The following is a 12,175-nucleotide window of genomic DNA, read 5'->3' on the forward strand; positions in this document are numbered from 1 at the left end:
CAGGATCATCGCATTGGTCATGCGCGTCGCCCACACGGACTGCGGCCCGTCGCGAAAGGACGTCTCGACAAGCTGAATACGGCTCATGCGCTTCCTCCCCGCCTGCTGGCGCCCGCAAGCCTGTTTGAGCCCTGCCTGCCGCACGCCGGGGAACCGGTCCCGCAGCGATCCGCGGGCCAGTTCATTACCTATATTAGCTAACTAAGATAGCTAATAGAGTCCAGTTCCTTGAGCAAGATATTTTGGAAACCGGCTGGAAACGGGGCAGGCCGGCGCCATCCGCCGGGGCGGCAGGGCGCACGCGCCGCCTGGTCCGCGCGAGATGTGAACAGTCATGAAGGCAGCACGCTCAGCCGATGGCCCGGCGTGCTGGCGTCCGGATGGCGAAAGCGGGAGAACGGCCCCGCCGGAAGGGCCAACTCCCCTGATTTTCAGCAACGGAATTCCGGGAATGAGTGGTGGGCGCACAAGGACTCGAACCTTGGACCCGCTGATTAAGAGACCAGCGATCTAATAGCCAACTCTAATCTTATTCCGACATTTCCCCGCTTCGTTCCCCGATTAACCCAAAGGGGAAATACGAAATGTCGGAATGCGTCGAAATCACAAATTCCAACCATCTGCAACGCCAATCAGTCATCGCTAATCTCAACGACTCATGGCGCATCGTCGACGACCCCCTGCAGTGGATACTGGAACGGCGGAAGGGCGGCCCGAGAACCAAGGCAACTGGCTGGATCAGCCGTTCATTCTGCGCCAGCAAGCTTGGCCTGACGCGTTGCATCCCAGCGTATTGCGGCCCCGTTGATCCTGATGCCCTCGCGGTCGTCGATGCCCTCCCTGCCTTCCATCCCGACGGGAGGAAGCCGCGATGAGTACGCTGCAAAACTTGGACGCCGCTCGCAGTTTTTGCCCCCTCTTGGCAGGCACCTCGATGGACCCGAAGCTGCTGATCGCGTTGGTGATTTGCGGCACGCCCGCCTCGCTACCCTCGCGCGGGCGAGTCATGCCTAGTGTGATAGTTACTCTCTACGTCTCCTTCCTGGAGGGCCTTCTACTTCGGCGCCGACACTGTGAACGAGGCGGTGGTGATCCCGGAGGAGATCAGGGCGAAGCTGCCGGGCGACTACGGCCGTTCGGGCGGCTTCGTCTCGTACTCCCGCCTCAGTCGTCTACTCCTCGAGTTCCCCACCATGGGCGGCGCGCGGCCATTTCGGCACTCCTTCGGGGAGCTCCCCGATGAGCGGCCGTCGACCCGGCCGGCGTGCGACCGAGTACCTCTCGATCCGGCACATCAACGAACTGCAGGCCGCATTCGAATTCGCGGAGTGGATCGAGTTGCCCCTGAACCTCTTCGTCACCATCGCCTGGATCCACACCGACGCTGTTCAGGACCCGGACGGCCGGCTCCTGGCCGCCCTGCTCGAGCGGGTCCGGAAGATGTTCCTGCGACGGGACATCACGCCGGCATTCCTCTGGGTGCGCGAATGGCAACCCGGCAGGTACGGCATGAACGATCATGCCCATATCCTCATCCACATTCCCGTCGCCTTCTTCGAGCGGAACCGCCTGAAGCACATTACCGAGATCTTCGAGCGGCAACTCGTGAATGTGGCCGGAGACCATGGAGACCGTGCGCTCCGTCTGAAGCGCTGGACCTATGGTGGCGCGCAATATCTCGTTAAGGGCTGCCGCCCTGAAGTTCGGGACCAACTGAGATTGCCCTCGCACCGGAGCTGCGAGCAAGGGACCATCACAGGCAAGCGATCCGCCGCCAGCCAGAATCTCGGCCCGGCAGCCAGACGCCGCTTCTGGGCCGATCTGAACGGTGCGCCAGCGCGGAAAGCCGGTTGAAGGCTACTCGGATACCCAGACAACGTTTCGCTTCTGGCGCACCCTCTTTTTTCAGGCCGGCGAGTATGCGGCTCCTTCGGTAAGATCGAGGGCGACACTTAGGCCGCGCTTCAGGCTCCGACGGATAAAAAGACGGCGCGGCCTCGCAAGCGCCGCGCCGCCTCTTGACCCCGCTGAATGCATGCATTCGGTCTGTCGATCAGTGCCTATTATCCGACGCAAGAGAGGCTTGTCACAAGCGGCAATTTCTTCTCTGTCTGGGATCGGACGCGCGAACTATCAGCGGCGATTAAAGCCTCGACCGCTGGTAGCCGTGCCGGCTCAGAGCAATTCTTCTTCATGGCTTCCAGACATGCCTTTCATGGGACAGCCTGTTGAGTGGCTCGTCGCTGTCCAGGATGGCCGACTGCAGCAGCTCAAATGCCGTTTCCGTGAACTCCAGGCTTCGCGCCCAGACGCTGTCCTCGCGATAGCGCCTGCACGCCGCCCGCAGGACGTCGGGAACAATCTCCGGAAATCTCGGCTGCAGTTCAGCGGCAACCGCTTCAATGGCAGCGGAATGGATCCATCGTTGCGAGGCGGCCAGGGCCTCAAGGCAGCGGCCGGTCTCGCCCTCGCTGTTGCGCATACTGTCCTTGCGCGCCACGACGACGCTGAATGGCATTTCCCCGAATTCTTCAGGCATCGAGGCCCAGATCTCCCCCGTCCCGTCCTGCAAACACATCGAGACGATGGGCTCGGGCGCCTCCATGAGATCGGCCTTCCCGCACCGGAACAGGTCCGCTGCTTCGGCCAGCGAGCGGGCCTCGACTTGGCGGATATCCTCCTCCTTCAGGCCTTTCGACAGCAGGAGCCTGCGTGTGAACAGCCATGGCGTCCTGGAGGCCGGAAACAGCAGCAGCGACCGCCCCTTAAGCCCTTCCCAGTCACCTCGCGCAATGCCGCCACGGCCCAACAAGTAGAAGCCGCTGGCACTGTTCACCTGGCCGCAGACACAGAACTGGTCCGCAACCTCATGCGGATAGCGCATCAGGCGGACGGGCCCACCGACCGCCAGATCCGCATTGCCCAGAGCAAGCTCGTTCACCGGATCGCCGCCGGGCGGAGCGAAACCCAGCTCGATCTCAATGCGCCTTTCGGCAAACAGGCCGCGGCTCTGCGCCACGAAGACGGTCGCGTAGAAAATCGACGGAAACGGCAGGACCAATCGCATAGTCGGCTCTCTCCGCCCGGGCCTGGGATCAATGCACATATGCCGACCGGGCGCGGAAGGATTCTCGCTCAGGAAAGTGATTCAACGCACCGGCCGGACCTTGAGCACATCTGCACAGACGAAGAAATGAGAGGTAATGAGAAGTCGATTGGACACATCGAACGCCGCGTCGAAATCGTCTACAGGCTGTAGATCAACTCGTGGAGCACGATCTCCTCCACGATCAGCGGGATCGACTCCAGTTCCCTTACCCTCGCCATGTAGTCCTTCGGTAGGTTTGGCGACGTCATCATCTGGGCTTCCAGGCTATCGCTGTGATCCACCGCTTCCTGTCCCCTCCTGCGGCAGTGCTCCAGCAGTTCCCCGCTCCTCTCGAGTTCCCTGTACATCTCCGGATGGTTCTTCCGCAGATAGTCCTTGTGCATCCGTGCGTAGACCGTCTCGCTGGGCATATCGTTTCCTCGTTAGCGTCGTCCAAGTTTGTGGACACGAATGAATGGAAATCAAAGCTTTTCAGAACATCCGAAGCTGCGCATCCCTTGAGTTCGCCCGGACATGCCTACGTTTCGGCGAGTCCGGTCACTTCCGGAAAGCCGCATCAGGGGCATTTGCCCTTGCGCAATTCGGTCTTGCTCAGGCTTGGGTGGCTGATGACGACTCATATGCAATACAAAACTTAAATCATCAAATTTTCTGGCTCTAGCTATGAAGATTAATTTTGCAGAGTTGATGGGACCTATCTATAGTTTCGATACCACTCTCGCCGAATGCTTCGCCGCATTCACAACCACCCTACAAATGGTGGCCAGGTTGGCTGAGTGGTGGCGTTGGGGAGGGATGGTTGTGGGTTGGTTTGTGAGGGGGCTGTCTTGGACCCAGCATGGGCTGAATTTGCTTGCCAGTTTCGCTCGATTAGTAGTGCTTCAAAGCGTCTCCCTATTCCCAAAGCAGCAGAGTTCCTCGCGCAAATCCGTGGTGAACGCAAATCCGTCGCTCAACTGGCTAGTTGCTGCTGAGGTGGGATTTCTGACCCTCGTTGACCTATGTGTCTGCGGTGATCCGACAACCGGCTGTTACCACCATAACAGCCGTATAGGCCCGGTCGATTCCTGAGATTTTGCGGGCTGCAATAGCGAGATGATTTCTACATGACGGCACGAGACAAATTCCGAGACCATACGAATCCGCCCTCAATGGCTCGAATTGCGCACATCATCGATGTTCTCAACCAAGTGGTCGGCGCAATCTGCGCTGTGTTCATTCTTATCATTGTCGCCGACACCTTTGTCGTGGCCGTCTTTCGCTATGTGTTCAACTTAGGCTCGATCTGGCTCCAAGAAATCTATGTGTGGTTGCACGGCGCTGTCTTCATGCTGGCTGCGGGCTACACGCTCTTGCTTGACGGTCACGTCCGGGTCGACGTGATTTACGGTGGACTTAGCGAGCGCAACAAAGCCTGGATGAATCTGTTCGGCGTCTTCTTTTTTCTACTGCCGATGATGGGGGTGCTCGCCTACTACGTCATTCCATACGTGGAGCTGTCATGGATTCGACGCGAAGGGTCTCGCGACGCTGGAGGATTGCCGGCTGTCTACATCCTCAAGGCAACAATGCTGGCATTCATAGTCACCCTATCGCTGCAGTCGATGTCCATTATCATGAAGAATATCCTGCTCTTGATGGGATACGGAACCCAACCCTCCGAATCCTTGACTCGAGAAGGAGAGAGCGAATGCCGCTAAATGAGTTGTTGGCTGTTTGCCTTCTGGTCGCGGTTTGTCTTGGTATGCTATCCGGGTTTCCGGTTGCCTTCACTTTGGCAGGAGTATCAATCGCCTTCGCGGCCGTCGGCTCTACTCTTGGGCAGTTCGACTTCGCCTTATACTCTGCTATTCCCTCACGCTATTTCGGCGTCATGACCAACGAAGTGCTCGTTGCCGTCCCCTTGTTCGTGTTTATGGGATTTATGCTCGAGCGCTCTAAAATATCTCAAGACCTTCTGATTACGATGGGGCAATGCTTCGGAGCGCGGCGCGGCGGAATCGGAATTTCAGTCATGGTCGTGGGCATGCTGTTGGCTGCATCTACAGGTATCGTCGGGGCGACCGTAGTTACTATGGGAGTGCTTAGTCTACCAACGATGCTAAAGGCAGGATACGACAAGAAGCTAGCGGTTGGCACGATTTGCGCGTCTGGAACTCTTGGCCAGATCATTCCGCCCTCGATTGCTCTAGTCATCCTGGCCGACTCCCTCTCAGGCATTTACACGGAATCCCAACTGGCGAAGGGAAACTACATCGTCGAGCCATTCAGCGCCCTAGACCTCTTCGCCGGAGCGCTTATACCAGGTCTGCTGCTGGTCGGACTGTACATCCTGTGGTTGGTAGTCGTTGCCACTCTTCGCCCCGACTCGTGTCCTGCTTACTATGATTCTGATATGGGCCGCCGTGAGGTTTATCTTCAGGTCGCGAAGGCTCTGGTTCCCCCATGCGTCCTCATACTGGCCGTGCTGGGATCCATACTCGCTGGAGTTGCGACGCCAACCGAAGCGGCGTCTTTCGGCGGTGTCGGCGCAATGACTCTTGCACTCATAAGGCGGCAGTTAACCCTCAATATTGTGAAGGCTGTCGCCCTTAGCACGGTACGAGTTTCCTGTATGGTCTTTGCTATCCTGCTTGGGGCATCCATTTTTTCTCTGACTTTTAGAGGGCTTGGCGGTGACGACCTCGTAAAAGAATTTCTGACTGGTCTACCAGGGGGCTTCCTCACAGCCATGCTGATCGTGATGATGCTCGTATTTCTGTTGGGCTTTGTCCTTGACTTCATCGAGATTATTTTCATCGTCGTACCGATTGTAGCGCCCGCTCTTTTCCATTCTGACATCAGTCCTGTATGGCTAGGAATCATGCTGGCCATTAACCTGCAGACCAGTTTCATGACGCCACCATTCGGCTGGGCATTGTTTTACATGCGCGGCGTGGCGCCGAAGTCAGTTGCAACGCTTGATATCTATAAGGGCGTTGCTCCCTTCATCGGGATTCAGCTCGTAGTCTTGGTTATCGTGTGGATATTCCCGACACTATCGACTTGGCTTCCAAAAGTTTTGCTTGGGTGAGGCTTCTCACTTAGTCCTTGGAAAGGCCTCCTAACCTTCCGGCATCAACTTGATGAATGTGCTCGCGTGTCTTGCGAGTTGACACATTGCGGAAACGGCGGGCTGTAGATTTGCATCGCGATATACCGCGTTGAATTCGACCGCCGGGAGGACGGGTGTTGTCTTGATACAACGTAGCTGATTTCTATCAAATGCATCACGATATTGTTCGATCGGAATGAGAGTGACGCCTAGCCCAGCCCCAGCCAATTGGATACACACGCTGGCGCTTTTGCACGTAAATGTCTTGCGTCTTCTCACACCGTCAGCCCTAAACCAGTTTTCGACCGTCTCATAGTGATAGGATTCTTTAGCCAGCGTAATGATTGGATACTTGCTCAATTCTCTTGCCGACAGAGTTCTATTCGGAATATCCAGTTTCTGACTCGCTACCCAATTCATCTCAATGCTTCCCAAGGGAACAACGGTAGCATCACGCTCGACTGTGCGACCGGCAATGAAAGCGATATCGAGGCTCCCATGCTCCAGTCCGGCAATAATGTCACGGGTAAGCCCCTCCTCGATTTCGACGTTAATTAAGGGTGACTGTGTCTTAAGCAAAGATAAGAACGCCGGGAGCCAAGACATCGATATCGCCTCAACAACGCCCAGTCGCACAAGACCTGTCAAGGCATCCGTAGCGGAGTAGCGCTCCCGGAGGCTCGAAATTAGAGCAAGAATTTCCTCCGCATCATGAGCGAATTGAGCGCCCATCGCAGTCACCCGCGCTGTCCGTTGATCACGGCTGAATAGATTCACTCCGAACTCGCTTTCGAGCTCCAAAATTCGCATCGAGACCGTTGATTGGGTCGAATGCAGTTTGTCCGCAGCAGAACTGAAGCTGCCAAGCTTCACTGCCCAGTAGAGAGTCTCAAGTTGGCGAATGTTCATATGCGTATAGGCGCTGGTGCGATTGGGGTTGTCGCTTGCACGTCACAGATAGCGCGACATATCAATAATTCTGGAACAATCCAATTCAAAAATATCGTTTGTGATGATCTTAGTTCCTGAGGAGACTAAGCCGTCTAGGCTCAAACAAAAAAACACCTGCGGTCTCAAAAATTTCCCCATGGGAACTCTCTAAGAGCGCCGGTTCAAAAATTTTCCAAGGGAGGACCAAGTCATGCAGCAAAATTTGCATAGGCGGCAATTCATCAAGAAGTCCGTTGCAGCAGCTGGCGCGGGTGTCGCACTTACCTCTGCACTGGCGGCACCGGCAATTGCTCAGAATCGTCAAAAATGGAAGATGGTTACATGCTGGCCTGCGAATCTCCCCGGCCTCGGAACTGGCTCGGAGTATTTCGCCAAGGCTGTCACGCGGGCCTCTGGCGGACGCCTAGAGGTTCAGGTTTATCCGGCCGGCGAAATCGTCCCCGCCTATGAAGCGGTCGACGCGGTCGGGTCGGGAGTGGCGGAAATGGGCCACGGAACGCCGTACTACTGGAAGGGGAAGGCGCCAGCTGGGCAGATCCTTGGCGGGTTTCCCATGGGGCCGACAGCGCAGGAATACAACGCTTGGTATCATTTCGGTGGCGGCAGCGATCTTTGCGACCACCTATATCGAGAAGTCTTCAACTGCAAATTCTTAGTCTGCGGCAACACCGGAGTTCAGCATCCTGGCTGGAGCACTAAAGAAGTCAACACCCTGGCCGACTTCAAAGGCCTAAAAGTACGGATGGCCGGTATCGGAGGCGAGGTTATGTCACGCTTGGGGGCAACCGTCGTCAATCTGCCGGGCGGCGAGGTTGCCGGCGCGCTTGCGTCAGGCGCCATTGACTGGGTGGAGTGGAACAATCCCTATGGCGAGGCATCCATGGGCTTTTGGCGGTACGCCAAATATTACTACACGCCCGGCTGGCATGAGCCCGGATCGACTCTTGACCTTTTCATCAATGCCAAGAAGTGGGACGGCTTGGACGAAGACTTAAAAGGCATCGTCGAATATTGCGCCTACGCCACCAACCAGATGGTCCTATGTGAGTTCCAGGCCCGCTCAGGACCGGTCCTCGAAAGTTTTGTGAAGGACCACAAAGTTGTCATCAAGGAGCTATCCGACGAGATCCTGGTAGAGGTTGGCCGTTTATCAGGTCAGGCCATTCAGGATTTAATTAGCTCCGACCCGATGGCGGCAAAAATCTTCAAGAGCATGATCGCCTTTCGCAACCAGCAGGTCCGATACACAGACACCGCTGAAGGAGCGTATCTTAGGGCGCGCGCGTTAAAATATCCCTTCCCAGCTTGAAGCAGAGTCTAAGCAGATTTGGGCGTCGGGTCATATTCCGACGCCCAAACCTGCTCGACCAGGGGGCGGGCTTCCATTGAAGGATGTGTTCGAAAAAAACGGAACCACGATGCAATTAAATGAGATTCTGTCGGCAAAACAAAGGTCGACACCAGCCATACTGTTCGAAGATGCGATCCTCACCTATGGCGACTTGGACGACATGTCCAATCGCTTCGCGAACCTCTATCGTTCTCTCGGGATCGGCCCTGATCAACGGGTCAGCCTTTTGCTGGGCAATGACCCGCTGATAATCGGCGCCTATTTCGGTGCCTTCAAAACGGGTGTAATTGCAAATCCGCTGCACGATCGGCTGGCACCCGCGGAAATAAGCTACATTATCGATCATGCTGGCAGCGGCCTCCTGATTACAAGCGAGCACTATGTCAGCAAGGTCGCAGAGGCCCTTGGAACGCTCGCCTCCCCCCCTCGGGTTTTGTGTTTTGGCGATACTAGTGGCCTTGAATGTGAGTCCCGGGAACTTCTGGACGAACAGGTCGCATCGGCTCCGGATGGTTACACGCCGAGCGCGGAAGATGGTGCGCTGCTTCTCTACACGTCGGGCACCACAGGTAGGCCGAAGGGCGTGCTGCTGACCCACGGCAATGTTCGTACGGGGGCTGAGGCGGTTCAGGCCCGTTTCAAGCTCAAGCCAACGGATCGTACGCTCTGCGTCATGCCGATGTCGCATACAAACGCGCTGATGTTCAGCGTTATGCCGTTCCTCATGACCGGCGCTTCCACCGCTCTTTGCCGGCGATTCAGTGCCTCAAACTACTGGAGCCAATGCCGGCGCTACCAAGTGAACTCGGCGAGTATATCGCCCGCGATCTTGAGCATTCTGATTGAGACCTATGATGGCGAAGACTTGAGCGGCATCGACCTGGACTTCGTCATGATAGCGAGTGCGCCGACTCCTATTTCCATGGCGATGAAATTTGAAGCGCTTCTCGGAAAAAGGCTTCTGCTGGAATCTTATGGTTTAACTGAAACCACGGCCGTCAACGTTAGCAATCTCGTCGATGGACCGCGCAAATACGGGTCCATCGGCGTCCCGGTCCCTCCCGATCAAGTCGTTGTCCTCAACAACATGGGAAAGCCGGTTTCCATAGGAGAGGTCGGCGAGATAGCGATCAAGGGACCGTCCGTGATGAAGGGGTATTTCAGGGATGACGCTGAGACGGCTGCCGCAATGCAAAATGGTTACCTGATGAGTGGTGATCTAGCACGTGTCGACGAGGACGGGTTCATATTTATTGTCGGCCGAAAGAAGGAAATAATCGTTCGAGGCGGCGAGAACGTTTCCCCGCTCGAGGTCGAGCATGTATTGGCGCGCCATCCCGCTGTGAGTGAAGCAGCAGTGGTCGGCGTGCCGGACCATATGTACGGCGAGGCCATCTGCGCATGTGTGGTGCGCCGGTCCGAAGTCACGGAAATGGAACTCATTGAGTTCTGCGAGGGCCAGCTCGCTTCCTTCAAGGTGCCGCAAACCATCCGCTTCATCGACGCATTGCCTCGAAACGCGATTGGCAAGTTCATTCGGAAAGCATTGGTTCCTTATTTTACCGAACAGCAAAGGGTCAAGGCATGAAGACCAAGACCGTTGCTGTGGATTTCGGTGCGGGGAAGCTGAATATTGACGTGCCCGATGATGCCGTCGTCGTGGAGTTTGCAGATCCCCAGCTTCTCGAGAATCCCGAAGATGCCGTGCGCAAGGCCATAGCTGAGCCATACGGAAGTGCACCACTGCGTGAGCGGGCCGAGCCGGGCATGACGGTCGCGATCGGCTTTGACGATATCACCCGCCCTCCAGTCCCACCGCAAACGATCCTGCCGATACTTGTCCAAGAGCTCCTGGCGTGCGGAGTCAGAAGACGCGATATCACGTTCATCAACGCATGCAGTAACCATCGGAAAAATACACGCGCGGAACTGGCGGCGCATCTTGGACCGACCCTTTTCAACGAATTCTGGCGTACGGGTCAGATACGTAACCACGATTGCACTGATGATAGCGAACTCAAGTATTTCGGCGTGACAGACGGCGGACGCGTCGTCGAGATGAACCGACGCTTTGTCGAAGCCGATCTGATGATCTATCAGGGCAACGTCGCGCCGATGCCATTTAAGACCTTTACCGGTACCGGCGTCATAGTGGGATTCGGCTCTACCAGAAGCATTGCATCGCATCATAGCTTCCATGGGATACCCGACCCGACTGCCGACAAGGGAAAGGCGAAGCAGAAGGCTCACCCGAGCGTCAAGGAGGAAATGACCACATTCCTTGATGAACGCCTCGGCAAGGAAGTATTCTACGTCAACACCGTGACCGGTATCGGCGGCAAGTTGGTCGGTGTATTTGCGGGGAGTGCAGCAGCCGTTAAACCGCCCGCATGGGAATTGGCGCAGAAGATATTTCCCAAGCGCGTACCCCAAGCTGACGTCTTAATCATAGGCCTTCCTGCAGCCTATGCATACGGGAGCGCCGACAACACCTTGATCGCGGCCGTCGGCGCCTGTGTGCCGCCGCGATATTTCTCCAACAAGCCCATATTGCGCGAAGGCGGAGTGGTCATCGCTCTGACCCCGTCGAAAGGGGAGGTAAATGCCGATGTTTACCCGTCATACCAGGAAGTCATCGATTTGTATGACCGCTACTTCGAGGTCAGGCAATTAGTTGACCACGAGGATGAGTTCAATTTCCGACCGGAATACAGACACAAATACACACATGGACACGGCTATCCGCCGCTGCATCCCTTCTGGCTCATGTATGAGCTCGAATACATATTGAACCGCGCATCCGCAGTTGTCATTGCCGGAGCACCCAACCCGGGGCCGTTTCGCCAACTGGGGCTAAGGGCAGCTAAGAACTTCGATGAGGCATGGCAGATAGCTATTCGCTCAGTCGGTCCCAAGCCAACAACCGTCGTCGCCCCCACCTTTTTCAGTAAGCCGCGGATCAAATTCGACGTGCGCGACTAAGTTTGCGATCGCTCGGAGATTCCAGATGGGACAAAGGAAAATGAACACAATGACTCTGAAAGCCGCTCTGACTCTAACTGCCGCGCCGGCTATCATACTGGCAGCGACCCCAGCTGATGCTCATTCCAGCACGACTGTATTCGGAATTTCGGTTATCGACGCCTCTCTCCATCCCTTCCTCGGTGCCGACCACTTGCTGACAATGTTGGCCGTAGGTGTTTGGGCGGCATTGGTCAGCCGTAATATCTTCGAGCTTCTCCTCGCACCTTCGGCATTCGTCGCGGCGATGATAATCGGCTTCCAGCTGACCATCATGAACCTAATGTTGCCATTGGTGGAGCCAATGATTGGTTTTTCGCTAATCATGCTCGGCTTGATGGCGACGACCGCCGTTGCCACACCTTTGGGGCTTGGTGCAACGATCGCCTTCGTCTTTGGTATATTTCATGGCCAGGCGCATGGGGTGGAGTTGCTATCAGCCGACTCGGGCCTCGTCGAAACAATTGCCATCATTGGGGCATTCGCATTCTCGACTGCTCTCCTGCATCTAGTGGGTATCTCGGTGGCAAGAAAACTTTTCGCTCGTCAACGATGGTTGGCATGGTTCTGCGGTGGAGCGGTGAGCCGTTTCGGCTTGTTTACCGCGGAGGGACTGTAGGCGGCGTGGTACAGTTATTTGATCGCCCGA

The 12,175-nt window shown here is 56.2% G+C and carries 12 protein-coding genes; 9 read left to right on the top strand and 3 right to left on the bottom strand.

Annotation, left to right across the window (positions count from 1 at the left end; translation table 11 throughout):
- The 3 genes from AB7F49_RS33780 to AB7F49_RS33790 form a co-directional block, all read left to right on the top strand.
- Positions 1-201 (top strand): hypothetical protein (locus tag AB7F49_RS33780; RefSeq protein ID WP_428530454.1); only part of this gene is annotated, 201 nt, incomplete at its 5' end.
- A 383-nt stretch (positions 202-584) separates the two neighbouring features.
- Positions 585-875, top strand: a complete 291-nt coding sequence (locus AB7F49_RS33785) for a hypothetical protein (protein ID WP_428530456.1) — start codon at positions 585-587, stop codon at positions 873-875.
- 364 nt (positions 876-1,239) lie between these two features.
- The gene (locus tag AB7F49_RS33790; RefSeq protein WP_428530458.1) at positions 1,240-1,854 is read left to right on the top strand and encodes a hypothetical protein; all 615 of its coding nucleotides are present in this window, start codon (positions 1,240-1,242) and stop codon (positions 1,852-1,854) included.
- Positions 1,855-2,191: 337 nt separating this feature from the next.
- Here AB7F49_RS33790 and AB7F49_RS33795 read toward each other — a convergent pair whose 3' ends face one another.
- Together AB7F49_RS33795 and AB7F49_RS33800 are read right to left on the bottom strand one after the other, a co-directional pair.
- Positions 2,192-3,061, bottom strand: a complete 870-nt coding sequence (locus tag AB7F49_RS33795) for an ABC transporter substrate-binding protein (protein ID WP_428530460.1) — start codon at positions 3,059-3,061, stop codon at positions 2,192-2,194.
- A gap of 185 nt (positions 3,062-3,246) precedes the next feature.
- Positions 3,247-3,519 (bottom strand): TnpV protein, encoded by a 273-nt coding sequence (locus tag AB7F49_RS33800; protein ID WP_428530462.1) that lies wholly within the window; start codon positions 3,517-3,519, stop codon positions 3,247-3,249.
- Positions 3,520-4,260: 741 nt separating this feature from the next.
- Between AB7F49_RS33800 and AB7F49_RS33805 the strand changes: the two genes are divergently transcribed.
- Together AB7F49_RS33805 and AB7F49_RS33810 are read left to right on the top strand one after the other, a co-directional pair.
- Positions 4,261-4,809: a TRAP transporter small permease subunit gene (locus AB7F49_RS33805; protein WP_428530464.1), complete on the top strand. Its 549-nt coding sequence runs from the start codon at positions 4,261-4,263 to the stop codon at positions 4,807-4,809.
- Positions 4,800-6,182 (top strand): TRAP transporter large permease, encoded by a 1,383-nt coding sequence (locus AB7F49_RS33810; RefSeq protein WP_428530466.1) that lies wholly within the window; start codon positions 4,800-4,802, stop codon positions 6,180-6,182. Before AB7F49_RS33805 ends, AB7F49_RS33810 begins: the two co-directional genes overlap by 10 nt.
- 30 nt (positions 6,183-6,212) lie before the next feature.
- Here the strand turns inward: AB7F49_RS33810 and AB7F49_RS33815 are convergent, their stop codons facing one another.
- Positions 6,213-7,112: a LysR family transcriptional regulator gene (locus AB7F49_RS33815; protein WP_428530468.1), complete on the bottom strand. Its 900-nt coding sequence runs from the start codon at positions 7,110-7,112 to the stop codon at positions 6,213-6,215.
- A 232-nt stretch (positions 7,113-7,344) separates the two neighbouring features.
- Between AB7F49_RS33815 and AB7F49_RS33820 the strand changes: the two genes are divergently transcribed.
- The 4 genes from AB7F49_RS33820 (at position 7,345) to AB7F49_RS33835 (ending at position 12,145) form a co-directional block, all read left to right on the top strand.
- Positions 7,345-8,463 carry a TRAP transporter substrate-binding protein gene (locus tag AB7F49_RS33820; RefSeq protein ID WP_428530470.1) on the top strand — a complete coding sequence of 373 codons (1,119 nt, stop codon included), beginning with the start codon at positions 7,345-7,347 and terminating at the stop codon, positions 8,461-8,463.
- Between the two features lie 85 nt (positions 8,464-8,548).
- A complete protein-coding gene (locus AB7F49_RS33825; protein ID WP_428530477.1) occupies positions 8,549-10,093 on the top strand; it encodes a class I adenylate-forming enzyme family protein in 1,545 nt (514 codons plus the stop codon).
- Entirely contained in the window at positions 10,090-11,487 is a 1,398-nt protein-coding gene (locus AB7F49_RS33830) for a lactate racemase domain-containing protein (protein ID WP_428530473.1), read from the top strand. Before AB7F49_RS33825 ends, AB7F49_RS33830 begins: the two co-directional genes overlap by 4 nt.
- A 49-nt stretch (positions 11,488-11,536) precedes the next feature.
- Positions 11,537-12,145 carry a HupE/UreJ family protein gene (locus tag AB7F49_RS33835; RefSeq protein ID WP_428530475.1) on the top strand — a complete coding sequence of 203 codons (609 nt, stop codon included), beginning with the start codon at positions 11,537-11,539 and terminating at the stop codon, positions 12,143-12,145.
- Positions 12,146-12,175 lie beyond the last annotated feature (30 nt).

The sequence above is a fragment of the Pseudorhodoplanes sp. genome (genome assembly GCF_050250235.1).
In the GTDB taxonomy this organism is placed as follows: Bacteria; Pseudomonadota; Alphaproteobacteria; order Rhizobiales; family Xanthobacteraceae; genus Pseudorhodoplanes.

Bases quoted from the DNA above. Each gene is read 5' to 3' on its own strand.
- AB7F49_RS33785 (WP_428530456.1), top strand. From the start codon at position 585: ATGTCGGAATGCGTCGAAATCACAAATTCCAACCATCTGCAACGCCAA.
- AB7F49_RS33790 (WP_428530458.1), top strand. From the start codon at position 1,240: ATGAGCGGCCGTCGACCCGGCCGGCGTGCGACCGAGTACCTCTCGATC.
- AB7F49_RS33800 (WP_428530462.1), bottom strand. From the start codon at position 3,519: ATGCCCAGCGAGACGGTCTACGCACGGATGCACAAGGACTATCTGCGG.
- AB7F49_RS33805 (WP_428530464.1), top strand. From the start codon at position 4,261: ATGGCTCGAATTGCGCACATCATCGATGTTCTCAACCAAGTGGTCGGC.
- AB7F49_RS33810 (WP_428530466.1), top strand. From the start codon at position 4,800: ATGCCGCTAAATGAGTTGTTGGCTGTTTGCCTTCTGGTCGCGGTTTGT.
- AB7F49_RS33815 (WP_428530468.1), bottom strand. From the start codon at position 7,112: ATGAACATTCGCCAACTTGAGACTCTCTACTGGGCAGTGAAGCTTGGC.
- AB7F49_RS33820 (WP_428530470.1), top strand. From the start codon at position 7,345: ATGCAGCAAAATTTGCATAGGCGGCAATTCATCAAGAAGTCCGTTGCA.
- AB7F49_RS33830 (WP_428530473.1), top strand. From the start codon at position 10,090: ATGAAGACCAAGACCGTTGCTGTGGATTTCGGTGCGGGGAAGCTGAAT.
- AB7F49_RS33835 (WP_428530475.1), top strand. From the start codon at position 11,537: ATGACTCTGAAAGCCGCTCTGACTCTAACTGCCGCGCCGGCTATCATA.